Annotated in this window: 20 protein-coding genes; 15 read left to right on the top strand and 5 right to left on the bottom strand. The window is 39.6% G+C overall.

The genetic code is table 11. The features are described 5' to 3' along the window. Positions 1–6: 6 nt before the first annotated feature. From XEN7305_RS25495 to XEN7305_RS25480, 4 genes are all read left to right on the top strand, one after another. Positions 7–1,455 carry an aspartate aminotransferase family protein gene (locus XEN7305_RS25495; protein WP_006512440.1) on the top strand — a complete coding sequence of 483 codons (1,449 nt, stop codon included), beginning with the start codon at positions 7–9 and terminating at the stop codon, positions 1,453–1,455. 236 nt (positions 1,456–1,691) lie between these two features. Beyond that, positions 1,692–2,450 (top strand): thioesterase II family protein, encoded by a 759-nt coding sequence (locus XEN7305_RS25490; protein ID WP_006512439.1) that lies wholly within the window; start codon positions 1,692–1,694, stop codon positions 2,448–2,450. Then, positions 2,437–4,578, top strand: coding sequence for an acylase (locus XEN7305_RS25485; RefSeq protein WP_006512438.1), 2,142 nt, complete (start codon positions 2,437–2,439; stop codon positions 4,576–4,578). Before XEN7305_RS25490 ends, XEN7305_RS25485 begins: the two co-directional genes overlap by 14 nt. A gap of 115 nt (positions 4,579–4,693) precedes the next feature. Continuing rightward, positions 4,694–5,257: a transposase gene (locus tag XEN7305_RS25480; RefSeq protein WP_006512437.1), complete on the top strand. Its 564-nt coding sequence runs from the start codon at positions 4,694–4,696 to the stop codon at positions 5,255–5,257. Between the two features lie 232 nt (positions 5,258–5,489). Here the strand turns inward: XEN7305_RS25480 and XEN7305_RS25475 are convergent, their stop codons facing one another. Both XEN7305_RS25475 and XEN7305_RS25470 read right to left on the bottom strand, forming a co-directional pair. Then, on the bottom strand, positions 5,490–6,572 hold the full coding sequence (locus XEN7305_RS25475; protein WP_006512436.1) for an MORN repeat-containing protein: 1,083 nt from the start codon (positions 6,570–6,572) through the stop codon (positions 5,490–5,492). Between the two features lie 35 nt (positions 6,573–6,607). Continuing rightward, positions 6,608–7,750, bottom strand: a complete 1,143-nt coding sequence (locus XEN7305_RS25470) for an energy transducer TonB (protein WP_006512435.1) — start codon at positions 7,748–7,750, stop codon at positions 6,608–6,610. 314 nt (positions 7,751–8,064) lie between these two features. Between XEN7305_RS25470 and XEN7305_RS25465 the strand changes: the two genes are divergently transcribed. The 5 genes from XEN7305_RS25465 to XEN7305_RS25445 are packed head-to-tail and all read left to right on the top strand — an operon-like array spanning position 8,065 to position 12,014. Next, complete coding sequence (locus tag XEN7305_RS25465) at positions 8,065–8,730, top strand: MotA/TolQ/ExbB proton channel family protein (protein WP_006512434.1); 666 nt, start codon at positions 8,065–8,067, stop codon at positions 8,728–8,730. Further along, complete coding sequence (locus XEN7305_RS25460; protein WP_006512433.1) at positions 8,714–9,115, top strand: biopolymer transporter ExbD; 402 nt, start codon at positions 8,714–8,716, stop codon at positions 9,113–9,115. Before XEN7305_RS25465 ends, XEN7305_RS25460 begins: the two co-directional genes overlap by 17 nt. A gap of 12 nt (positions 9,116–9,127) precedes the next feature. Next, positions 9,128–10,147, top strand: coding sequence for an iron ABC transporter permease (locus XEN7305_RS25455; protein WP_006512432.1), 1,020 nt, complete (start codon positions 9,128–9,130; stop codon positions 10,145–10,147). Next, positions 10,147–11,193 carry an iron ABC transporter permease gene (locus tag XEN7305_RS25450; protein WP_006512431.1) on the top strand — a complete coding sequence of 349 codons (1,047 nt, stop codon included), beginning with the start codon at positions 10,147–10,149 and terminating at the stop codon, positions 11,191–11,193. The genes XEN7305_RS25455 and XEN7305_RS25450 overlap by 1 nt, the downstream gene beginning before the upstream one ends. Then, positions 11,190–12,014, top strand: a complete 825-nt coding sequence (locus tag XEN7305_RS25445) for an ABC transporter ATP-binding protein (RefSeq protein ID WP_006512430.1) — start codon at positions 11,190–11,192, stop codon at positions 12,012–12,014. Before XEN7305_RS25450 ends, XEN7305_RS25445 begins: the two co-directional genes overlap by 4 nt. 77 nt (positions 12,015–12,091) lie before the next feature. On the opposite strand, the gene XEN7305_RS25440 is transcribed toward XEN7305_RS25445, so the two are convergent. Next, the gene (locus XEN7305_RS25440) at positions 12,092–13,027 is read right to left on the bottom strand and encodes a hypothetical protein (RefSeq protein ID WP_006512429.1); all 936 of its coding nucleotides are present in this window, start codon (positions 13,025–13,027) and stop codon (positions 12,092–12,094) included. 285 nt (positions 13,028–13,312) lie between these two features. On the opposite strand from XEN7305_RS25440, the gene XEN7305_RS25435 reads away from it, so the two are divergent. The 3 genes from XEN7305_RS25435 to XEN7305_RS25425 all read left to right on the top strand — a co-directional run bounded on the left by XEN7305_RS25435 (position 13,313) and on the right by XEN7305_RS25425 (position 14,628). Then, a complete protein-coding gene (locus tag XEN7305_RS25435) occupies positions 13,313–13,951 on the top strand; it encodes a phosphoribosylanthranilate isomerase (protein WP_006512428.1) in 639 nt (212 codons plus the stop codon). A gap of 125 nt (positions 13,952–14,076) precedes the next feature. After that, positions 14,077–14,295 carry a hypothetical protein gene (locus tag XEN7305_RS25430; protein ID WP_006512427.1) on the top strand — a complete coding sequence of 73 codons (219 nt, stop codon included), beginning with the start codon at positions 14,077–14,079 and terminating at the stop codon, positions 14,293–14,295. A 12-nt stretch (positions 14,296–14,307) separates the two neighbouring features. After that, positions 14,308–14,628 (top strand): DUF6544 family protein, encoded by a 321-nt coding sequence (locus XEN7305_RS25425; protein WP_006512426.1) that lies wholly within the window; start codon positions 14,308–14,310, stop codon positions 14,626–14,628. A 25-nt stretch (positions 14,629–14,653) separates the two neighbouring features. Here XEN7305_RS25425 and XEN7305_RS25420 read toward each other — a convergent pair whose 3' ends face one another. Then, the gene (locus XEN7305_RS25420) at positions 14,654–15,604 is read right to left on the bottom strand and encodes an outer membrane protein (RefSeq protein WP_006512425.1); all 951 of its coding nucleotides are present in this window, start codon (positions 15,602–15,604) and stop codon (positions 14,654–14,656) included. 340 nt (positions 15,605–15,944) lie between these two features. Between XEN7305_RS25420 and XEN7305_RS25415 the strand changes: the two genes are divergently transcribed. The 3 genes from XEN7305_RS25415 (at position 15,945) to XEN7305_RS25405 (ending at position 19,693) form a co-directional block, all read left to right on the top strand. Beyond that, complete coding sequence (locus tag XEN7305_RS25415) at positions 15,945–17,795, top strand: mechanosensitive ion channel family protein (RefSeq protein WP_006512424.1); 1,851 nt, start codon at positions 15,945–15,947, stop codon at positions 17,793–17,795. 124 nt (positions 17,796–17,919) lie between these two features. Then, on the top strand, positions 17,920–18,741 hold the full coding sequence (locus XEN7305_RS25410) for a DUF6544 family protein (protein WP_006512423.1): 822 nt from the start codon (positions 17,920–17,922) through the stop codon (positions 18,739–18,741). Positions 18,742–18,817: 76 nt separating this feature from the next. Next, positions 18,818–19,693, top strand: a complete 876-nt coding sequence (locus XEN7305_RS25405) for an MBL fold metallo-hydrolase (protein WP_006512422.1) — start codon at positions 18,818–18,820, stop codon at positions 19,691–19,693. 20 nt (positions 19,694–19,713) lie between these two features. On the opposite strand, the gene amt is transcribed toward XEN7305_RS25405, so the two are convergent. Then, positions 19,714–21,423: an ammonium transporter gene (gene amt / locus XEN7305_RS25400; RefSeq protein ID WP_083889464.1), complete on the bottom strand. Its 1,710-nt coding sequence runs from the start codon at positions 21,421–21,423 to the stop codon at positions 19,714–19,716. Positions 21,424–21,695: the final 272 nt, after the last annotated feature.

The following is a 21,695-nucleotide window of genomic DNA, read 5'->3' as shown; positions in this document are numbered from 1 at the left end:
AACAAGATGACTGCAACTACAATTCCCGCAAATCTAGCCAATTTAGAACCAATTTTTTCAGGAATAAATTTAACTTCTCGCCAACAAGAATATTTAACTGAATTTATTATTAAATATAATCAAAAAACTAAAAAATCAAAAAAGTTTGCGATGACTCATAGTTTGGGCTTGGCAGACAATAAAAGTTTTGTTGATTTTCAATTACCTCTCAAAGAAATCAACTATTCCATTGTTACTCAAAAATCTTATGGTTCAACAATAGAAGACATTGATGGCAATAAATATATCGATTTAGTAATGGGATATGGAGTTAATCTTTTTGGTCATAATCCTGATTTTGTTAAGCAGGAAATATTAGGGCAATTAAATAAAGGAATCCAACTCGGTTCTCAGCCAGAATTAATTGGAGAAGTTACTGATTTAATTAAAGAATTAACAGGAGTAGCTAGAGTCGCTTTTAGTAATACAGGCACAGAAGCTGTAATGACAGCAATTCGTTTAGCCAGAACCGTAACAGGACGCAATAAAATTGTCATGTTTAGCAATTCCTATCACGGTCATTTTGATGGAACTCTGGGCAAGGCAAAAATAATAGATAATCAACTCCAAACTATTGGGATTTCTTCAGGAATTCTGACGAACTATATCAAGGATCTGATCGTTTTAAAATACGGCGACCAAGCATCTTTAGACTATATCAAAGAGCATCGTCAAGAATTAGCTGCTGTTTTGGTTGAACCAGTACAATCAAGTCATCTGGATTTACAACCTAAAGCCTTTCTGCAAGAGCTCAGACAGATTACTCAAGATGCAGACATTGCTTTAATTTTTGATGAAATGGTAACAGGTTTTCGCATTCACCCAGGTGGTGCTCAAGCTTGGTTTGAAATTGCAGCCGATATCGTTACCTATGGCAAAATTGTTGGCGGTGGTTTACCGATTGGGATTATTGCCGGCAAAGCCAAATATTTAGACGCGATCGATGGTGGGACATGGCGTTATGGAGATTTATCTTCACCTCAAATAAAGACCACAGTTTTTGCGGGGACTTATTGCAAACATCCTTTAGCGATCGCATCAGCTAAAGCAGTATTAGAACATTTAAAAACTCAAGGTTTTGCTTTGCAACAAACATTAAATACTCGCACAGCTAAATTTGTTCAAACTCTCAATGATTATTTTGAGCAAGAAGAGCTACCAATTTACATGAGTAATTTCGCTTCAATTTTTGGCACTGCTGACTCAGAGGAAGACACTGAAGAATCAGCGGAAGAAAATGGAGCATTATCATTAGTTTTTGACTTGCTTTACTATCACCTATTAGCCAAAGGAATTATGCTCAGAGGCAATGGCGGATTTTTATCAACAGCTCATACAGAAGAGGATCTCAATAATATTTTTCAAGCCGTTAAAGATAGTATTGCAGACTTAAGATCTGGAGAATTCTTACCTTAAATTTACTATTTTGAAATCTTGTTTTGGTGAAATATAGCAATACAAAGTTAGCTTAGGACAAATGAGGATCACACTGTAATGCTTCAAACACTCTGTATGTTCTAGATTTTTCTCTTCCTGTTCCCTGTTCCCTGTTCCCTATTCCCTATTCCCTATTCCCTATTCCCTGTTCCCTATTCCCTGTTCCCTATTCCCTATTCCCTATTCCCTATTCCTCAGCGCGTAGCGCTATATTTATGTCACTTACGCCAATTTTTAATCATCGAGTTAATTGCGATAACAAAAATAATTCCCCTGCTCTACGCTTATTTTGCTTTCCCCATGCGGGAGGAAGCTCTTACTCTTTCCGTTCCTGGAGTAATTATTTGCCACCAACGATAGAAATTATTGCCCTAGAAATTCCAGGAAGAGGAGTCAAGATCCAGGAGAAACCTTACCAAAATATTGAGCCATTGGTAAATGCGATCGCGCTAGAAATTGTGCCTTATCTAGACAAGCCTTTCGCTTTCTTTGGTCATAGTATGGGAGGTTTAGTAAGTTTTGAGCTAGCCCGTTTAATTCGTCGCCAATATAATTTAGAACCAGTGCATTTATTTATCTCTGGTCGTTGTGCGCCCCAAATTAATAATTCAAAACCCATTATCAACAATCTCCCTAAAGCAGATTTTATCCAAGAATTACGACAACTCAACGGAACACCCGAAGCTGTATTGAATAATAGTGAATTAATGAAAATACTAATTCCTATATTACGAGCGGATTTTGCCGTTTTAGAAAATTATATTTATATTCCTGAATCTCCTTTCAATTGTCCAATTTCTGTGTTTGGTGGCCTACAAGATCGAGAAGTTTTATTAGAAGAGCTAGAAGCTTGGCGCAAACAAACTCTAGGTTCTTTTTCCTTGAAAATGCTGAGGGGAGATCATTTTTTTATTGATTCATCTCGGTCTTTTTTACTTCAAGAATTAATCCAACAATTAAATGTTTATCAATAATTGGCAATTAGGTAATTTAAATTCTCAAAAATATCATCTTAAAAAATATTTCAAGTTAGTTTTTTTCCTAATTGGTCTCTTGGGAGTTTTATTAATAGGACAACCTAACTTTTTCGGAAATACTAAAAGCACAGAAATTCTCTGGGATAGTTATGGTATTCCTCATGTTTATGGCGTAGATATTCAAGGTGCATTTAAAGCTTTCGGTTGGGCGCAAATGGAGAGTCACGGCGATTTGCTGCTGCGTCTTTATGGTCAAGCTAGAGGTCGTGGGGCTGAATATTGGGGAGAGGATTATCTCGAATCAGACCAATGGGTTATCTCAATGGGTGTGCCCGATCGCGCAACAATTTGGTATCAAGAACAAAACCCAACTTTTCGCAGCTATTTAGATGCTTTTGCTGCCGGAATTAATGCTTATGCCCAGGAAAATCCTCAATTAATTGCTGATGAAGTGGAAGTTGTTTTACCCGTTACAGGGGAAGATGTTCTGGCTCATGTTCAACGAGTGCTCAACTTTACTTTTATTGTCGATCCGCAAACAATTACGGAAATCATTAACGAACAACCACAATCTAGGAAATCCAAAGGTTCCAATGGTTGGGCGATCGCACCTGAACGTTCAGCTAGTGGTAATGCCATGTTACTAGCTAATCCCCATCTCCCTTGGGCTGATTTATTTCTCTGGTATGAAGCCCAAATTACGGCTCCCGGGATTGATGCCTATGGCGCTACTTTAGTGGGGATTCCTGTTTTAGCGATCGCATTTAATGACAACCTCGGTTGGACTCATACTGTCAACACTTTCGATGGTTGGGATCTCTATGAATTAACCCTCTCTGGGGATGGATATCTATTTGATGAGCAGGTTCGTAATTTCACAACCAAAACTACTGAGATTAAAGTAAAACAAGAAGATGGCAGTTTAATTTACCAAGAATTTACAGTACAAATTTCGGTTCATGGCCCTGTAATTGAACAGAAATCAGGAAAAGCTCTAGCTTTAAGGGTTGTCGGGTTAGATCGGCCTGGAGTGTTAGAACAATGGTGGGATATGGCAAGGGCTGAAAATTTTCAGGAGTTTCAAGCTGTACTGCAACGCCTCCAATTACCGATGTTTACGGTTATGTATGCGGATCGCCAAGGGCATATTATGCATCTATTTAACGCTCAAGTACCGATTCGCTCTCAAGGAGATTTTGCTCATTGGCAAGGTATTATTCCTGGTGATACCTCGGATACTCTATGGACCCAAATTCATCCCTATGAGGATTTGCCGCGAATTGTTGATCCCACTAGTGGCTGGTTGCAAAATGCCAATGATCCGCCGTGGACAACGACCTTTCCTGATGCGATCGCCGCAGCAGATTATCCAGCTTATATCGCCCCGCAAGAAATGGATTTTCGTGCTCAGCGTTCTGCCCGCATGTTAGTAGCAGATTCTAAAATTTCTTTTGAGGAAATGATTGCCTATAAACATTCAACCCATATAGAAATGGCAGATCGTCTTCTCGATGATCTAATCCCTGCATTAAGACAAGAAGCTAGTCCTTTGGCTTTAAAAATAGCTAATGTCTTGGAAAAATGGGATCGTCAAACTAATGCGAATAGTCAAGGCGCTGTCTTATTTGCTGCTTGGTTAGAAGAAATTGATTTTGATACTTTGTTTAGTCAACCTTGGGACGCTAATCATCCTCTTACTACTCCCGATGGGTTAGCAAATCCCCAACAAGCAGTAGCTATTTTTCTAGATGTAGCGAGACAAATTGAGCAAGATTATGGTGCATTAAATGTAACCTGGGGAGAGGTTTTTCGTTTGCAACATGGCGATGTAGATTTACCAGCAAATGGCGGGCCAGGAGATTTTGGCATCTTTAGAGTGGTTAATTTTTACAAGACTCCAGAATCGAAAAATTTTCAAGCTTTTGAAGGGGATTCTTTTGTGGCTGCGATCGAGTTTTCTGAGCCGGTAAGGGCTATGGCACTCACTACCTATGGCAATGCTACGCAAGCAAACTCGAACCATATTGATGATCAATTAAAGTTATTTTCCCAAAAAGAATTGCGCCCAATCTGGCATTTACGTCAAGAAGTGGAAGATCATTTATTTAAGCATGAAACTTTTTAAAGTTATACCAAATTTACGCTTACGACAGACCATGTTAATAAAGTCGCTTGGTCAATTGATATTTGAATAATCTGGGCAAATTAAGAATGTCGCTCGTATTTGTAGTTGAGATACCATGACATTGTATAAAAACAAATATCGTATAGAATCCACGAGATTGTCCAATTACGATTATTCTGCCAACGGTTATTATTTTGTAACTATTTGTACTCATCAAAAATACTGTTATTTCGGCAATATTATTAATGCTCAAATGCAATTGTCTCAGCTAGGAAAAATTGCCCAAAAACATTGGCAGGACATCCCCAATCATTTTAATGATGTTTACATTGATGAATATGTAATTATGCCAAACCACGTTCATGGAATTGTTGTAATTAACAAACCCGATAAACACCGTAGAGACGTAGCATGCTACGTCTCTACCGCGACCAATGATGATGATATAAATCAAACAATGTCAAAATTATCGCCTGAACCTGGTTCATTAGGGGTAATTATTCGTTCCTATAAATCATCCGTTACCAGATGGTGTCGTCAGAATGATGATGATATTTTTCGCTGGCAACCAAGATTCTACGAGAACATTATTCGTGATCAAAAATCTTTAAATAATATTCGTCGATATATTATTAATAATCCTGCTAAATGGTTAGAAGATCAGAATCATGTAGATTAAAAATAGCACATTCAATTCTAGCAAAGACATTAATTAATTAAAAAATATCATATCTTTTTCGATTCACCCCATGAGGTACCAGCGAAACGTTCAGAATCTTTAATGTATAAAGATAGCTTTGATTTATATTTCTTTCCTTCTAGATCTTTATAGTTAATCGTAATTGAATCATGTTATTTAGCTATTGTACGATAGGTTAAAATCATATGAGTTTCTCAACTAGAGTATTAAGTTACTCTAGATATTGATTATTTGCCCAAATTCCTTCAACCCTTATCCCATCGGCAAAAGTATAAACACCATCTCCATGTTTTTCCCCGTTTCTAAACTGTCCTTGATAGGTATCCCCATTCTCATAATCACAAATAGCTTCTCCGCTTAACTGACCATCTTGAAATTTTCCTTCACAGCGATCGCCGTTGCTAAAAACATAACTCCCCTGACCATTAAACCTACCCTGACTAAACTGTCCTTCATAACGCTCTCCCGAAGCTGCAATAAAGACACCTTGTCCCGAAAACTCGCCCTTAATCATTTGACCTTGATAACTACTACCATCTGGAAAACTATACTTTCCAGTTCCTTCTGGTTGTCCATTAACAAATTTTCCTTCGTAAATATTTCCATTGGCATATTTTCTTACGCCCTGACCACTAAATTGCCCATTAACAAATTCACCCTCATAACTTCCGCCATCAGCAAAACTATATATCCCCTTTCCTGATAGCTGACCCTTTGCTAATTGACCCTGATAGCGATCGCCATTGTTATAGCTGCATTCCCCTTGTCCATTAAGTTGACCATTGCTCACTATCCCTGAACAACTAACAAGTCCCCCAGGCTGTTGTTGAATCGTTTTGGCATAAATAAAAGTCCCTTGACCGCTCGGCTCACCCTTAGTAAATTCACCTTCATAACGTCCGCCATCAGCACTGAGATAAATACCCTGACCGTTGGCTTCTCCATTAATAAATTCGCCTTCATAGCGATCGCCATTAGGATAGCTTCTAACTCCTTTTCCATCAATATTGTCATTGGCAAAACTGCCTTGATATTTTCCTCCCGAAGCAAAAATATAAATTCCCTGACCTTGCTTTTGACCATCTACAAACAACCCTTCATAGCGATCGCCGTTACTATAGTTGCAAATAACTTGACCGTTAAGATTGCTAACAGTAATATCTCCTTCGCAAGTACCTCCGCCATTAACTTTTACTTTTTCTGCTAAAGCGAGAGGACTCACTACTAATCCAATACCAAAACCCAAAGCGGTGACAGCGATCAGCTTATTAATAAAATTAGATTTTCTGTTCATCTTGCTTTTGTAACTCTTTATCTTTGTCGTAATTTTTAATTCTGCTGCTGTCGTTCAATGCGCTCTCTAAACTGACGCAACACCTCATCATCAACTTCGGTTTCTAAAAGAACAGGTTCATCATTGGTCAAGGGTTCGAGACTTGGTGACGCTTCTACTTGTTGTTCTTCTAATTGTTGTTGACGAGCTTGTCTTTCTCTTTCTAGCCTTTCCTGTTCTAATTGTTGCTGACGAGCCTGTCTTTCCTGCTCTAATTGCCGTTGACGAGCCAATTGCTCCTGTTCTTGTTGGGCTTTTTGAGCTTGTTCCCGTTTTTTTTGGGCTTCCCGAGCCAGGCGATCATATTCCGAGCCAGCGACGGTAAATTCAATATTGACTTGAACCGAGGCATTATTTCCACTAGGAGGAGTACTAAACTGCATTCTTCTAGCAGCCAATAAAGCTTGGCGATTAACCTGACTGTTACTATTAGGAGAAGCTAATTCGGCACTAATCACATTACCGCTAGAATCAATCGTTAATTGAACACCAGCACTACCTTCTGCTCCTTCTAAAACAGCAGGATATTCAGGTTTGCAACGGTCAATACAGCTAATACTCTTTTTTGTCTCCGGTTTGGTTTTTGGGCGAGGTGGCGCATTATTAACCGTAGTTACAGCTTCTGGCAGATTTGGATTAATACTTCCTTCTGAATTAACCGCAATTGAGCTATTGGTTCTCGCTAAACTACTACGGACAGAAGGGGTTTGAGTTGTATTGGCGATTGGTGCCGAAACAATTGATGATGGAGCTGTTGGAGTAGTCGCAAAAATTTTCTTAGGTACTGGTTTCGGTGGCGTGTTATGGGTTTTTACTGGTTCAGGGGTTTTCACGGGAGGAGGCGGAGTTTTTGCCTGAATTGGCTTGGGTTTCGGTATTGATTTTGGCTTGGGCTGAACTATTGGTTTGGATTCAATAATTTTTGGTTCAGGCTTTGGGATTGGCTCAGGTTTCGGCTTATCGACAAGAATCAACTCTAATGGTTTGGCAATTTCTGGCGATTTAATAGACCATTGAGGGATAGCCAAGGCTAGTATTCCATGTAACAATGCTGAACTGGTTAAACCCAAGATCAGCAGTCTTTTAATTTTCTGTTGTTCCTGCTGACGTTGTTGAATACAGAACTGAGAAGTAGACATGGGCGATGATTTTAAGACTGGCAAAAAAAGTTTAGTTTAGAGCCTAGTTATTGATAATTAGTTTTACTTAAGAAATATATCATGAAAAATATGATTTCTAGTTTATTGACAGTAATTATTATTTATTTAATTCGCTCTTGTAAAGTTAATGAGATCCATTAGGCTTACAGCCCATCAGGTAAACATTGCTCTTGATCAATTTTTGCATATTTTAATCATCAAAAAATAATTGATGAGAATTACTAATAAGCATGATAAAATTCTGAATCAGTAAGATGATAATAATTTTCAATTAATTATTTTGGTTAAAGTCTATGTCAATCGACAATATTTGGACAGCTGGGGGAATTGTCAGTATTCCTTTGCTGATATTTTCCTTGCTTGCAGTGACTCTAATTGTGGAACGGGTTATTTTTTGGCTGAAGATTAAGCGTAAACAACGAAGGATCGCCAAAAAGGCCCTATCTTTATATTCTAGCGATGCTTATGGTGTAATCGATTTTCTCAAAAAGAATGCCCAACTACCGATCGCGCGGATTTTTTTGGAAGCTTTGGAGTTAGAACAGCCGACTTCTGATGAGTTTCGGTTGGCTCTCGATAGTGCAACTCAAGCAGAAATCCCGATTTTAAGACAATTTGGGACTTGGTTTCAAACGATTATTACAGCTTCACCATTGCTCGGACTATTGGGCACGATTCTTGGTTTGATTCAATCTTTTGCCGCGATGGATTTAGGTAATGCGACAGGAACTAATTCGGCCGCAGTTACTGGCGGTCTGAGTGAGGCTTTAGTTTCTACGGTGATGGGGTTAGTGGTCGCAATCGTGACTTTATTATTTGCCAATACCTTTCGTGGTTTATATCTAAGAGAATTAGCTTTTATTCAAGAATATGGCGGTCAGTTGGAATTACTAAATCGTCGTTTTCACCAAGGAGCCAGAGACTATCAAGGAGCTAAAGACTATGCGACCCATAAATGAGGCGGAAGAGCAGTTTGAGATTAATCTTTTGCCGATGATTGACATTATTTTCTCGATTTTGGCTTTTTTTATTATCTCCACGCTATTTTTAACGCGATCGCAAGGTTTACCTGTAGATCTTCCTTCCGCCCAAACTGTTGAGCCAAAACAGTCAGTGCAGCTGAATATTACGATTAAATCTGATGGCAAGATGTTTCTCGATCGCCAGCCCATTGAGTTGGGCAAATTAAAAGCTGTTTTAGTAGAAAAAGTTGACCCAAATTCCGAATCGGTAGTAATTATCAATGCTGATGAAAAAGTTGAACATGGAACTGTGGTTAAGGTCATGGATCGCTTGCGTCAGGTTCCAGGAGTCAAAATGGCGATCGCAGCTGAGCAAGAGTAAATAGTTTAAGAGATGAGAATTACGAAGAAATTTTACTCGGATAGAACTAAACTACTTGTTGCAGGGTTAATTTTAGGATTTTTTGTTCTCTGGTTAAGTTTGATTGCTAGCATTCGCTGGGGTGCTGCGGATATTTCTTGCCAAGATATATATCAAGCTTTTACTGCTTTTGATGGTTCTAGCAATCATCTGATTATTCGCACAGTTCGGCTACCGCGATCGCTAATTGCCATCTTTGTTGGTGCCGCATTAGCCGTAGCTGGAGCCATTATGCAGGGACTAACTCGTAATCCCTTAGCTTCTCCTGGTATCTTAGGCGTTAATGCCGGAGCAGCTTTTGCGGTGGTCGTCGGAACATTTCTTCTGGGTAATGTTGGTTTGAATGTCTATGCCTGGTTTGCTTTTGCCGGGGCGGCGCTGAGTGCCGTAACAGTATATTTTCTCGGTTCCTTGGGTCGAGCCGGTCTAACGACCTTTAATCTAACGATCTCTGGGGCAGCCCTGACTGCTTTTATTTCTGCGATTACTAGCGGGATTTTAATCGTAAGCCAAAGAACTCTAGAAGAAATTCGATTTTGGTTAGCTGGTTCTGTAGCAGGTAGAGATATGAACCTAGTTTTACAGGTTTTACCTTATATCTGTATCGGATTGGTTTTAGGGTTAGCTCTGAGTAAACAGATTACTCTGCTCAGTTTGGGGGAAGATACGGCGAGAAGTTTAGGCCAGTCTACAGGGTTCATAAAAATTTTGGCAGCTATCAGTGTTGTGTTACTGGCAGGTTCGAGTGTGGCGATCGCAGGTCCGATTGGCTTTGTGGGTTTAGTGATACCTCATTTAGTTCGTTTCTTGGTGGGAGTCGATTATCAATGGATTCTGCCCTATTCGGCGATCTTTGGCGCGATCTTGGTGGTAATTGCCGACATTTGTGCTCGTTTGGTAGTTCAACCTAGTGAATTACCTGTCGGTTTGATGATGCCTTTGATTGGCGCGCCGTTTTTTATTTATTTAATTAGGCATCAAGTAAAGAACTAATGACAAAAGAATGGTTCATAATTCGACCTGCGGGTTTACCAATTTCTTTCAAGAGCGATCTCAGAGTACCGAAAGTACTGCTCGTTCTGATCGCAATTACTCTTATGGCAATGGTAATTAGTGTGGGTTATGGAGAATATTACATTGCACCTCTAGATGTCGTTAAAACCTTGTTAGGGTTGCCCACAGCAAATGAAGATTATGGCTTTATTATCAATACGCTGCGCTTACCGCGAACCATTGTGGCCTTTTTAGTGGGAGTAGGACTCGCGATCGCAGGAACCATAACTCAAGGGATTACTCGCAATCGGTTAGCAGCACCAGATATTATCGGAATTAACGCTGGCGCGGCTTTAGCAGCTGTAACACTAATTGTTTTATTCCCCAATATCTCTGTATCTTTGATTCCTCTTGTCGCATTTGCCGGTGCGCTGACAGTTGCGATCATAATTTATCTATTGGCTTGGCAGGAAGGAAGTTCCCCCGTGAAATTAATTTTAGTTGGGATTGGAGTTAGTCTCATTGCCAATGCCTTGAGCAATTTAATGATTACTTTTGGAGATATTAATACAGTTTCCCAAGCTCTAGTTTGGTTAGCAGGGAGCGTTTATGGGCGTAGTTGGTCACAAGTTTGGGCATTAATTCCCTGGATTGTCGTATTTGGCTTGGTTGCCTTAATTTTGAGCAGAGAGTTAAATACTCTAAATTTAGGAGATGAAGTCGCTCAGGTTTTGGGTAGTCGGGTTGAGTGGCAACGTGGTTTCTTACTATTAACCAGTGTCGCCCTAGCCGGAGCATCAGTTGCTACAGCAGGCGCAGTCGGATTTGTCGGTTTAATGGCACCTCATTTAGGAAGACAATTGGTAGGCGCATCTCATGAAGGACTATTACCTGTCGCTGCGGTCATGGGAGGAATGTTAGTCGTTATTGCCGATTTACTGGGAAGGGTTCTATTTGCACCTCTAGAACTGCCCTGTGGAATTATTACTGCGGCTGTTGGTGCCCCTTATTTTGTTTATCTGTTAGTCAAAAACCGTCAACTATGAACCAGGATTATCTTAATAGCCTAGAAACCAAAGAGCTTACGCTTGCTTATGAAGGGGTGCCCATAGTTCGGAATTTAAATTTAACAATTCCCCAAGGCAAAATTACTGTATTTGTCGGTGCGAATGGTTGTGGGAAGTCTACTTTGCTCCGGGGTTTAGCCCGCTTATTGAAGCCCAAAAGAGGAGCTGTTTATTTAAATGGCAAAATAATTTCTCAACTTTCGAGTAAAACCGTGGCGAAAAAATTAGGAATGCTTCCTCAACGGCCTAAGAGTCCAGAAGGATTAACAGTCAGAGATTTAGTAGCAATGGGTCGTTATCCCTATCAAAATTGGGTACAGCAATGGTCAATCGAAGATGAAAAAAAGGTTGAAGAAGCCTTAGCGATTACTGCGATGAGCGAACTGGCAAATAAAGCCTTGGATAATCTTTCAGGAGGACAGGGACAACGAGCTTGGATTGCGATGATTCTGGCTCAGGATACAGAGATTTTATTGTTAGATGAACCGACAACTTTTCTTGATTTAGCTCACCAAATAGAATTATTAGATTTACTCTACGAGCTTAATCAGGATCAAGGTAAAACTATTGTGATGGTTTTGCACGATCTCAATCTAGCTTGTCGTTATGCGGATTATATTGTCGCAATACAACAGGGAAAAGTTTATGCAACTGGAAATCCAGAACAAGTAATGACCGAAGAGATGGTACGAGAGGTATTTGGCCTAGAATGTCGTATTATTTGCGATCCTCTAGCAAATACTCCGATGTGTATTCCAATAGGTAGGAAAGTTAAATTGAAAACTTTTAATAATAGTTAAGCGATCTAATATGAGTTAGAATTCGTCCGAAATTAACTCAAAACTAACTTTGAATACTAAAATACTGAATCGGTGTTCTAGTCAGCATAAACAATCTTATCTGGAGTAGTAGGATCTTCAACATCTACAGGTTCATCATTAGGAAAATTCGAAGCTTGACCACACCAGGACAAATTGGAAATATAGGTGTATTTATTGGTAGTGTCATCACTAGAAGTAGTGGGCGTATTCATAAGTTGATAAGTTAGTGACAATTTATGAGTGTTTCCTTTGACCACAGGAGCAATATTTCCTGTGCTATCAGTGATTTCTTGTGCTACTCCTGTAACTGTTTTGTTGCCAATATTGATTAAACTATCATCAATTAAACTATTGAGTGGTTTGTCGAAATAAAGCGTGGGCTCATTACCAGTGCTATCTTCAACTGCAACGATGATTTGCTCTGTATTGGTCGCCCCAGAATCTAAATCTGTAGCTACAAAATTTAGAGATTCAACTTCTGCTTTCTGAGTTAAAGATGCATCTTGGAAAAATTCAATTTCTAGTTTATTGGTGGCATCCGTAACACTTAGATCATGATTCGTGGTGTTTAGTCCGATCGCAAATAGGTGTTCCCCTAAGCCATAACCACCAGTTCCATAATGAGAATAGTCAGTAATTTTGGGGACAAAAGGGTTATTATCTGTCAACGCTGGTTGACCTAAACTCGGTGCGGCTTTTTTGCCATTCCAATTCCATCTTTGGGCAACGGAAATTCTGAGATATAAACCTGATGGCGAATGATAATAAACTCTCGCTAAATCAGTGCGATCGCCGAGGTTTCCGGTAAAGTCCCAGGCTGTGGCATCTGCTTTATTGACTTCACTCCAATCTAACTGACAAGCATTGTCTCCTCCTACAGGGATAGCGGCTGCTTGAGCCTCATTAAAACTAGATTGAACAAATGCTAGAGAAACAGCTAAAGTACCTAAACAAGAGCAAGTAATTCTTTGTAGTAGTTGAGCGTAGTTCATGGTGTTTACTTAAGTATTGATTAGTAGTTTTATGTATTTCTTGTTTGTTTCTTATCTATAAATATAAAATGTATTCTTATTGTCAACAATAGTAATTTTTCGTAAATTTCAGACAAAATACCGATAAATTCATAACACCTTTACAATTAAAATAATTATTACCGACTAGCAGGATTTAAAAGCGTCAGTAATTCACCCAATCTTTATGTTTTTTGTGTATAGTCATCGTATTAATAACGAATAAATAAGAATAAGCGCGAGTTACCAAGTTGTGAAAGTATCATTATGCGAATTAAAATATGTGGCATTACAAAGCCCGAACAAGGTCAAAAGATTGCTCGAATGGGTGCAACCGCCTTGGGCTTTATCTGTGTGGAGAGATCGCCAAGATATGTTACGCCATCACAAATCAAGGAAATTATTCAGCACTTATCAATCTCGGTAGACACTATTGGTGTTTTTGCTAATGTAGAGATCAGCGAAATCACTCAAATTGTCACTGAGACAGGCTTAAGTGGAGTGCAACTGCATGGTTCAGAATCAACAGAGTTTTGCCAACAACTACGCTCGAAACTACCAGGCAAAACTGAAATTATCAAAGCTTTTCGCATCAGAACCGCAGAATGCCTAAGCGAAACGGAGCTTTACACAGATTATGTTGATACTTTGCTTTTAGATGCTTATCATCCCCAAATGCTAGGTGGCACAGGTCAGACTATAAATTGGGCAGACCTACGGCAATTCAGCCCCACTTTGCCTTGGATGCTTGCAGGGGGATTAAATCCCGACAATATATTGGCGGCTTTAATCAAAGTTAAACCTAATGGCATTGATTTATCTAGTGGCGTAGAAAAATCCCCTGGAGATAAGGATTTGGATTTGGTAGCACAATTGTTTGCTAATCTAAGTTCGCGATCGCTCTGATCTCATTGGTTCATAATGAGATCGCCTCTTCCGACTGCAAAACAGTATGAATTATTAGAATGATTAATAGCTGTTGAGAGAAAAATTATGTCAACATAAACCGTGTCTACTATCACCTAAGTCAAATGGACTACTATGCTACATCAGTTGAACATCTTTTAGCTGAGCTAGAACGCATTGACTTACTAGTTCGAGTTCAAGTTTGGCAGGCACGGCAACAGCAAGCAAGCGATCCTCAATTCCAGGGACTGTACATTTCTGAGCAAGAACTAGAAACACTGCTACAACAACCAATTGGTTTGCCTAGTTGGGCAAATAAACCCTCTCCTCTGGCTCACAGTTGAGTGTACTGAATCATGACGCAAATTTGGATAATTTTCTTGGTGATCGCGACTCTGGGCATGCTAATTTTAATCCGACTCAGATCGGATCGCATTATTAGGCAAATTTGGCGATCGCTAAAATACCCAGCAACCAATCTTGCATTTAATCCCGAAATGATTGCCGATTTAGAAGAACCTGTTCAAAGGTACTTTTTACATGCGATCGCTTCGGGAACAGCTTTAGCGACCTCTGTAGAATTAGCAAAGAGCGGCAGTTTCCAGTTAAAACCAACAACTGCCTGGCCACCGATGCAAATCTCCGAAATCATTTCTTTAGCTACAGATTTTGTCTAGCAAGCAAATGTCGGTGAAAAACTAGTCAAAGCCTGAAACTGACTCCCAACCAAAGGCCTTGCTCTTCAAAATTAATTGTATAGTTGTCTTCTAGAAGCTTGCTATTGCGATCAAAATCAATTTCATAAAACCGATACTTTAATCGAAATGCGACAAGTTTTGACACACTCCACTCTGCTCCCGCAACTACTGTAACCGTACTGTCTGTACTGTCACCGATTCCAAAACCGGAGTAATCTGCCCTAACTCCAAAATTCCACCTTTGAGATACCTGAAAATCGAGGTGTGCTCCGACCATTAAATCGAAGAAAGAGTCATCAATATCTATATCTGGTATACCCTCAAAATCAGCGGAGATATCAATAAAAGTAAATCGCGTTCCCAAAAATGGCCTGAATCTTAGAATCGGATATCCAGGCCGGTCGGGGGATTTTCTGCGGCCAAGCTCTGACTCAATTACTTCATAACCTGCTGCCAAGACAAAGATACCCTGCTGGACGAGTATCTCAGTCGGGACTTCAATACGAAAGAAGGGATCGCTCTCTATTAATTCAATGTCCGCAGCAACAAAACCACTTTCTCCATAGCGAGTATAGGTACCGTCAAAAATAATACCAAGTCCTTTTCTGTGCCAAGCTTCGATCCGACCAGATAGTCTTAGTGCTTCGTCAAAGTTAAATTCGGAATCTCCTTTTACAGCGATAGGAATCTCAATTACACCACTACTATTACCTTCATCACTGCCATCTCCATCTTCATCTCCATCAATCTCAACACCAACGCCCCCATCAAGATTAAGAGGAACTAACAAGGTTGGCTCAATGTCGACTTCCCATTTCGGCTCTTTGGACTGTTCAGTGGCGATTTTAGTTGACGGCTCAGAAATTTCAGACTCGGGACTTTCTTGAGCTAGTAATGATGTTGCAGTGAATAGGACGCCTATAATGCTAAAAGAAACACTTAAAATTTTGTTCATTTTTTATTAACCTGACAAGACTAATTTAGTCAAAGAGTGGGTGACCCTTTGAATTAGTTTGCACTTGCCCCCTGAATGGGTTGAATATTATGCATTAACTGTGCAATAGGGGGCAGATTAAATGAATTTAATCGAGATTATGGAACTAGTCGCAAGTCTTAGAAAAAATCTATCCTGCAATTATGAGAAAGCTCAGGAAACTCACGGAAAATATTAGGAAAAAATTCGGTGCTTTTCTCTGAATCCGATATAATGCCCGTAATTGCTGGTTTTTGAGTTTGAAAGCTTATAGATTAGCTTCTTTCCTTAACTCAGCTTTAATCGAAACCGCCTATTAATAATGAGTCTTACAAAAATAACACAAAAGCTAATAGGATTACTAATAATTTTTCTGTTGAGCTCTTTTATTATTGGACAATATGGGTCGATAACATTTTCTTGGGCACAGGATGGATGGGCAAGCGATAGACAAATATATTTAGCTAACTTTCAAGATAAATACTATTACCCCAGTGCTGTAAATATCATTGCCCAAGATATAAATGACACCGAACCAAAGCCTCTTGATAAAGAATTAAAGCCAGAAAGAGATATCTCCCAGGGGAAAACAACTGAATTTCCCGTTCTTCTAGATGGCAAAACCCTATTTACGATTAAAGTTGATGGCCGGACGACAACTGCTGAGCAGCGGGCAGACATAGTCACTAAACAGATTGAAACAATTGCTAAAAACTATTCTATATCTGTTGATTCTATCGAGCTTCAAGATCTTGAAGAAGTAATTCTTATTACAGCAGAAGATGACGGGCAGGAGAAGATACTTATCTTCGGGATCACGAATGACGATGCAAAAGAGGCTAATCAGTCTTTGAATAAATTAGCTAATCAATATGCTCAAGCTATCGCAAATGCCATTGTTGAATATAGAAAAGTACGAAGTAGTGAGGGCCTATTTGAGAATATTATTTTAAGCGTAGCTTTGACTCTTGGGCTAGTTATCGTAATCCGCTTAATTTTTAAATTGGTATCCATTACTCAGAACTTTATTGAAGCCAGGCGTTCAAATAATAGAGGCTTAAGAATTCAAGGACTGGAACTATTTTCTGTCGAAAATGAATCCAAGTTTTTATCTAGTTTAATTAAATTTAGCAGGCTAATAATTGTACTTCTTCTTCTGTCATTCTATTTTGACCTTATTTTTCGCATTTTTCCTCAAACTAGAAGATTTGGAGTGCAATTTCGCCGACCAATTTACGGAGCCTTAAAGTTAGCTTTTAACGGTTTTGCAAATTTTTTACCCAACTTATTCGTTATTATACTAGCGGTTATTATTACCTATTACTTGATAAGATTTTGTAACCTATTTTTTAAAGCGATAGAGCAAGAGATAATTAGCCTACCAGGATTTGATCAAGATTGGGCTGAACCTACAAAAAAAATAGTAGTTATTCTCATTATTGCTAGTGCTTTGGCTATCATTTTCCCTTATCTCCCAATGTATAATTCTCCTGCTTTTCAAGGTATTTCATTGCTAGTTGGTGCTCTGATTACCTTTGGTGGAGCTGCTACAGTTTCTAACCTAGTAGGAGGTACTGTGATTATTTACACCCGAGCCTTTCGTCTTGGTGATCTGATTAAAACTGAAGATCACTTTGGTTTTGTCCATGAAAAAACTATTCTTTCGACCCGTATTCGTACAATCACTGGTGAAATTGTTACTATCCCTAATGCTAATTTAATGTCTTCTAGTATTATTAATTACAATGCGCTGGAGCGAGAGCTTAAACAACCACTGATGATTCGCACCACCGTGACTCTTGGTTATGATGTGCCTTGGCGGAAAGTACATCAGGTTTTGCTTGATGCGGCGCATGCTACAGAAAATGTTCTAGAAAAGCCTGCTCCCAGTGTTTTCCAGACTAGTCTAGATGATTTTTATGTTAGCTATGAATTGAGAGCTCACATACCAACTGTAAAAACCAAACTTTTAACTACTTCTCAACTCCATCAAAATATTCAGGATAAGTGCAATGAGGCTGATATCGAAATTCTGTCGCCGCAATATTCTGCCATTAGAGATGGTAATCAAAATACAATACCTGAAAATTACTTACCGAGTGACTATGTACCGCCAGGCTTTAAAATTAATGGCATCGGTAAATTATTTAATAATTCTCAAGATAATGGTTAAGGTAAATGTTCTGTTGAGAATATCAAGTAGCCTCTCACTAAAGTACATGAAGTAGAGCGATCGCACAAAGCCCACAAGTCTAGAATTGGAGAATACTAAAGCTTATTCTTGAGTGTTATCGATCATGAGGCAAATTTGGATAATTTTCTTGGCGATCGCGACTCTGGGCATGCTAATTTTAATCCGACTCAGATCGGATCGCATTATTAGGCAAATTTGGCGATCTCTTAACTCTCCAGCAACCAATCTCGCGTTTAATCTCGCAATGATTGCCGATTTAGAAGAACCTGTTCAAAGGTATTTTTTACATGCGATCGCCCCGGAAACAGTCTTAGCGACCTCTGTAGAATTATCAATGAGCGGCAGTTTCCAGTTAAAACCAACAACTGCCTGGCTACCAATGCAAGCTTCTGAAATCATTTCTGTTGCGCCAGGCTTTGTCTGGCAAGCAAATATCGGTGAAAAATTAGCAAGATTTCGAGGGGCAGATTATTTTTATCGAGGCCAAGGTAGAACATGCTTTTCATTTTGGGGTTTGCTTCCTTTCATGGATGCTCAAAATAAGCAGATCACGCGTTCTAGTATTGGTAGGCTGGTAGCTGCATATATTTGGTTGCCCTCGGCATTGTTACCGCATAATCAAGTAACCTGGCAGGCGATCGCAAATAACACTATCCAAGCCAGTTTACACATAGCCCGTGAATCAACCACTTTAACCCTCACCATAGATTCTGACGGCAAACTCCGCAAAATTTCTTTACCTCGTTGGAGCAATCAAACTGAAGATGGCAGCTGGCAATATCTGCTCTTTGAAGCAGAAGTGATATCGGAAGAGACTTTTGGCGGATATACAATTCCTTCGGTAGTCAAAGCTGGTTGGTGCTTGGAACAAAATAACCATTGGAGTTTTTTCCGGTCAATCATAGAAAACGCAAAATTTGGCTAATACCCAATCTATTCTTCAGAATCAAATAAATAATTGCTAAAATAAAGTCGTAATGATTATGACTTGTTGAAAAATCATGGCAACACTTAAACAGAGAAGAAGCGAGAATGCGATCGGTGATTTTTATGTCGATTCTAGTTGTATAGATTGCGATACCTGTCGGTGGATGGCACCAGAAATATTTAATCGCCAAGGAACCCAATCGGCTGTGTATCAGCAACCCCAGGAATCTGCTTCGAGATTACAAGCAATCCAAGCATTATTATCTTGTCCCACGGCATCTATTGGGACCGTTGAAAAACCGCGAGACATCAAATCTGTCCAGCAAACCTTTCCTTTATTAATCACAGATAATGTCTATCATTGCGGTTATCATTCCGAGAAATCCTTTGGTGCGACTACTTATTTTATTCAAAGACCTGATGGTAATGTTTTAATCGATTCGCCGCGTTTCACACCACCTTTAGTCAAAAGGTTCGAAGAGTTGGGCGGTATTCGATATCTATATCTGACTCATCAAGATGACGTTGCCGATCACGAAAAATTCCAGCAGCATTTTGGTTGTGAGCGGATTCTCCATGAAGATGATATTCGTGAGGGAACAAAAAATGTAGAAATTATTGTATCGGGAACTGAGCCGATCGCATTAGCCGATGATTTATTAATTATTCCTGTCCCAGGACATACCAAGGGTCATACAGTTTTGCTTTATCAGCAGAAATTTCTGTTTACAGGAGATCATTTAGCCTGGTCGTCTCATTTGCAACATTTGAATGCCTTCCCCCGTTACTGTTTCTATTCTTGGTCAGAACAAATCAAATCGATGGCAAAACTGACTGAATATTCTTTTGAATGGGTCTTACCTGGTCATGGTCGTCGTTATCATAGCGATCGCCACGCTATGCAGCAACAGCTTACTGAATGCATTGCCTGGATGAAAGAAATTTCCTAGGGGCGAATGGCCGTTGGCCTCTACTGAGGGGTAAATTCTTCTAAATTGGGAATTGCGATCGCCTTCTGCATAAATGAGGACAATTGATCTAAATCTTGATTAGATTGAACCTGATTAATAATCGACTCGGGAATATCATCAAAACGACCTTTTAAAATCTCGATGATTAAATTTTGCTGTTGGACGACAGATGTTTGCAATGCTCCTTGAATTTTCCCCAGCTCCTGCTGTTGAGCATTGATCATCTCCACCATTTGTTGTAGAACTCGTGCCAGAATGCCCAATTCATCAGAACGAGAGGCAAAAGCAGCAAAATCCTCAGGGGAGAACTTTTTGTTTTCCACTGCGGAAATTACTGTTGCGGTTACAGCATAGAGTTCTTCTAATGACTCGGCACTTTGTTGATGATTTTTCTGGAGTGAATCCATAACCTGATTGTAGCGAGTCGCAATATGTCCAATCTCGGTAAAAGATTCTACAGGAACTCTTAAACTCAAATCATTAGTTCTAGCTTGGAGATCCATAACCTGAAACAACTCGTAGGTGTCGGTTTTTGCTTGATGTTCGGAGACATTTAAGCCCAACTGTTCTGCTTCAGAAGATACTCGTAACTCAAAAAAGAAATTTAGTGATTTAAGTAAGGCTAAAGTTAGGCCAAAAGCACAACCAAAAATTACCGCGATGCCCAGTAATTGGACTCCAAGCTGACTAATTCGGCTTAAACCCGTGTCAATTATCCCCAATTTACCAAATAAGGCCACACAAGCCGTTCCCCAAACCCCTGCTGCTCCATGAACTGCCACCGCATCCACTGCATCATCAATGCCCCATCTTTGAAGAGTCCGCGAAACTAACTGAGCGACGATCGCGCCTATCGCTCCAATAATCACAGATAAAGGAGTTGCCACCAGGTTACAACAGGCAGTAATTGCCACTAAGCCTGCGATCGAGCCATTAATTAATTCTTCAACCTCAATTCTGCCGTAGTGCAACTGACTCCATAAAGTTGCAGTTAGCATTCCCGCTACCCCAGACAATACAGTATTGAGGATAATTCCTGGGACTTGTTCATTAAGAGCTAACGTACTTCCCCCATTAAAACCAAGCCAGCCTACCCAAAGTAGTAAGGCACCAAGAACAGCAAAAGGTAAATTGGTTCCCTGAATTTTATTGACGGTTTTGGCAGAACCAAATCGACCTTGCCGCGCACCGATGATAATTAAGGTTGCTAAACTGACCCAGGCTCCAACACCATGAACTACCGTACTACCTGCAAAATCAATAAAACCTAACTGTTTTAGCCAACCGTTGTCATTCCAAGCCCAATGACCCAATACAGGATAAACCATCCCTGAGACTAAGACGGCAATAATGATATAGGCACTAAATTTGAGGCGTTCTGCTATGGCTCCAGAAATAATTGTGGTTGCTGTCCCGCAAAACATCGCTTGATAGAGAAAAAAAACAATCATCGATGATTGCTCTGCTTCAGCGGAGGGAAAAAAGTTGCTAGTGCCAACTAATCCGTATTGAGAGAGTCCAAACATAATGCCGAAGCCAAAGGCCCAAAATAAGGCTACTGATATGCCAAAATCAGCAATATTTTTAACTGCGACATTGATACTATTCTTAGCGCGAGTTAAGCCCGACTCCAGGCACATAAAACCTGCTTGCATCAGAAGCACTAAACCCGAACAGAGTAATATCCAGAGTTGATCGATCATTGTAATTTAGTGCTTGCTCCTTTGCTTCTGATATGATGTGGCGCTTGATAGAATCAATTATAGTGATCTTACGAGAAAGAGTAACTTTCTCTTCAGCAATTTTGGGCAGATTTGACTTAAATGTAGCTAATGATACCAATAACCGAGTATTAGAGTTTTTAAACTTGATTTTCAGTGAGACTATTGTATAGATTCATCAGTTTTTCTGCCAGAGAGCTTGAATAATTAGTATTAATTGAAGAAGGACTATACTCAAATTCATAGAATAACTTTTTTGG

The organism is Xenococcus sp. PCC 7305 (assembly GCF_000332055.1).
GTDB lineage: Bacteria > Cyanobacteriota > Cyanobacteriia > Cyanobacteriales > Xenococcaceae > Xenococcus.
Note: the sequence above shows the minus strand (reverse complement) of the source record. Positions and strands in the feature narration are given on the sequence as shown.

What these genes read in the sequence shown, in the direction of transcription:
- XEN7305_RS25440 (WP_006512429.1), bottom strand. Translation starts at nt 13,027, where the DNA reads ATGAACTACGCTCAACTACTACAAAGAATTACTTGCTCTTGTTTAGGT.
- XEN7305_RS25425 (WP_006512426.1), top strand. Translation starts at nt 14,308, where the DNA reads ATGACGCAAATTTGGATAATTTTCTTGGTGATCGCGACTCTGGGCATG.
- XEN7305_RS25420 (WP_006512425.1), bottom strand. Translation starts at nt 15,604, where the DNA reads ATGAACAAAATTTTAAGTGTTTCTTTTAGCATTATAGGCGTCCTATTC.
- XEN7305_RS25455 (WP_006512432.1), top strand. Translation starts at nt 9,128, where the DNA reads ATGAGAATTACGAAGAAATTTTACTCGGATAGAACTAAACTACTTGTT.
- XEN7305_RS25475 (WP_006512436.1), bottom strand. Translation starts at nt 6,572, where the DNA reads ATGAACAGAAAATCTAATTTTATTAATAAGCTGATCGCTGTCACCGCT.
- XEN7305_RS25445 (WP_006512430.1), top strand. Translation starts at nt 11,190, where the DNA reads ATGAACCAGGATTATCTTAATAGCCTAGAAACCAAAGAGCTTACGCTT.
- XEN7305_RS25405 (WP_006512422.1), top strand. Translation starts at nt 18,818, where the DNA reads ATGGCAACACTTAAACAGAGAAGAAGCGAGAATGCGATCGGTGATTTT.
- XEN7305_RS25435 (WP_006512428.1), top strand. Translation starts at nt 13,313, where the DNA reads ATGCGAATTAAAATATGTGGCATTACAAAGCCCGAACAAGGTCAAAAG.
- XEN7305_RS25490 (WP_006512439.1), top strand. Translation starts at nt 1,692, where the DNA reads ATGTCACTTACGCCAATTTTTAATCATCGAGTTAATTGCGATAACAAA.
- XEN7305_RS25485 (WP_006512438.1), top strand. Translation starts at nt 2,437, where the DNA reads ATGTTTATCAATAATTGGCAATTAGGTAATTTAAATTCTCAAAAATAT.
- XEN7305_RS25480 (WP_006512437.1), top strand. Translation starts at nt 4,694, where the DNA reads ATGACATTGTATAAAAACAAATATCGTATAGAATCCACGAGATTGTCC.
- XEN7305_RS25460 (WP_006512433.1), top strand. Translation starts at nt 8,714, where the DNA reads ATGCGACCCATAAATGAGGCGGAAGAGCAGTTTGAGATTAATCTTTTG.
- XEN7305_RS25410 (WP_006512423.1), top strand. Translation starts at nt 17,920, where the DNA reads ATGAGGCAAATTTGGATAATTTTCTTGGCGATCGCGACTCTGGGCATG.
- XEN7305_RS25470 (WP_006512435.1), bottom strand. Translation starts at nt 7,750, where the DNA reads ATGTCTACTTCTCAGTTCTGTATTCAACAACGTCAGCAGGAACAACAG.
- XEN7305_RS25430 (WP_006512427.1), top strand. Translation starts at nt 14,077, where the DNA reads ATGGACTACTATGCTACATCAGTTGAACATCTTTTAGCTGAGCTAGAA.
- XEN7305_RS25415 (WP_006512424.1), top strand. Translation starts at nt 15,945, where the DNA reads ATGAGTCTTACAAAAATAACACAAAAGCTAATAGGATTACTAATAATT.
- XEN7305_RS25450 (WP_006512431.1), top strand. Translation starts at nt 10,147, where the DNA reads ATGACAAAAGAATGGTTCATAATTCGACCTGCGGGTTTACCAATTTCT.
- XEN7305_RS25495 (WP_006512440.1), top strand. Translation starts at nt 7, where the DNA reads ATGACTGCAACTACAATTCCCGCAAATCTAGCCAATTTAGAACCAATT.
- XEN7305_RS25465 (WP_006512434.1), top strand. Translation starts at nt 8,065, where the DNA reads ATGTCAATCGACAATATTTGGACAGCTGGGGGAATTGTCAGTATTCCT.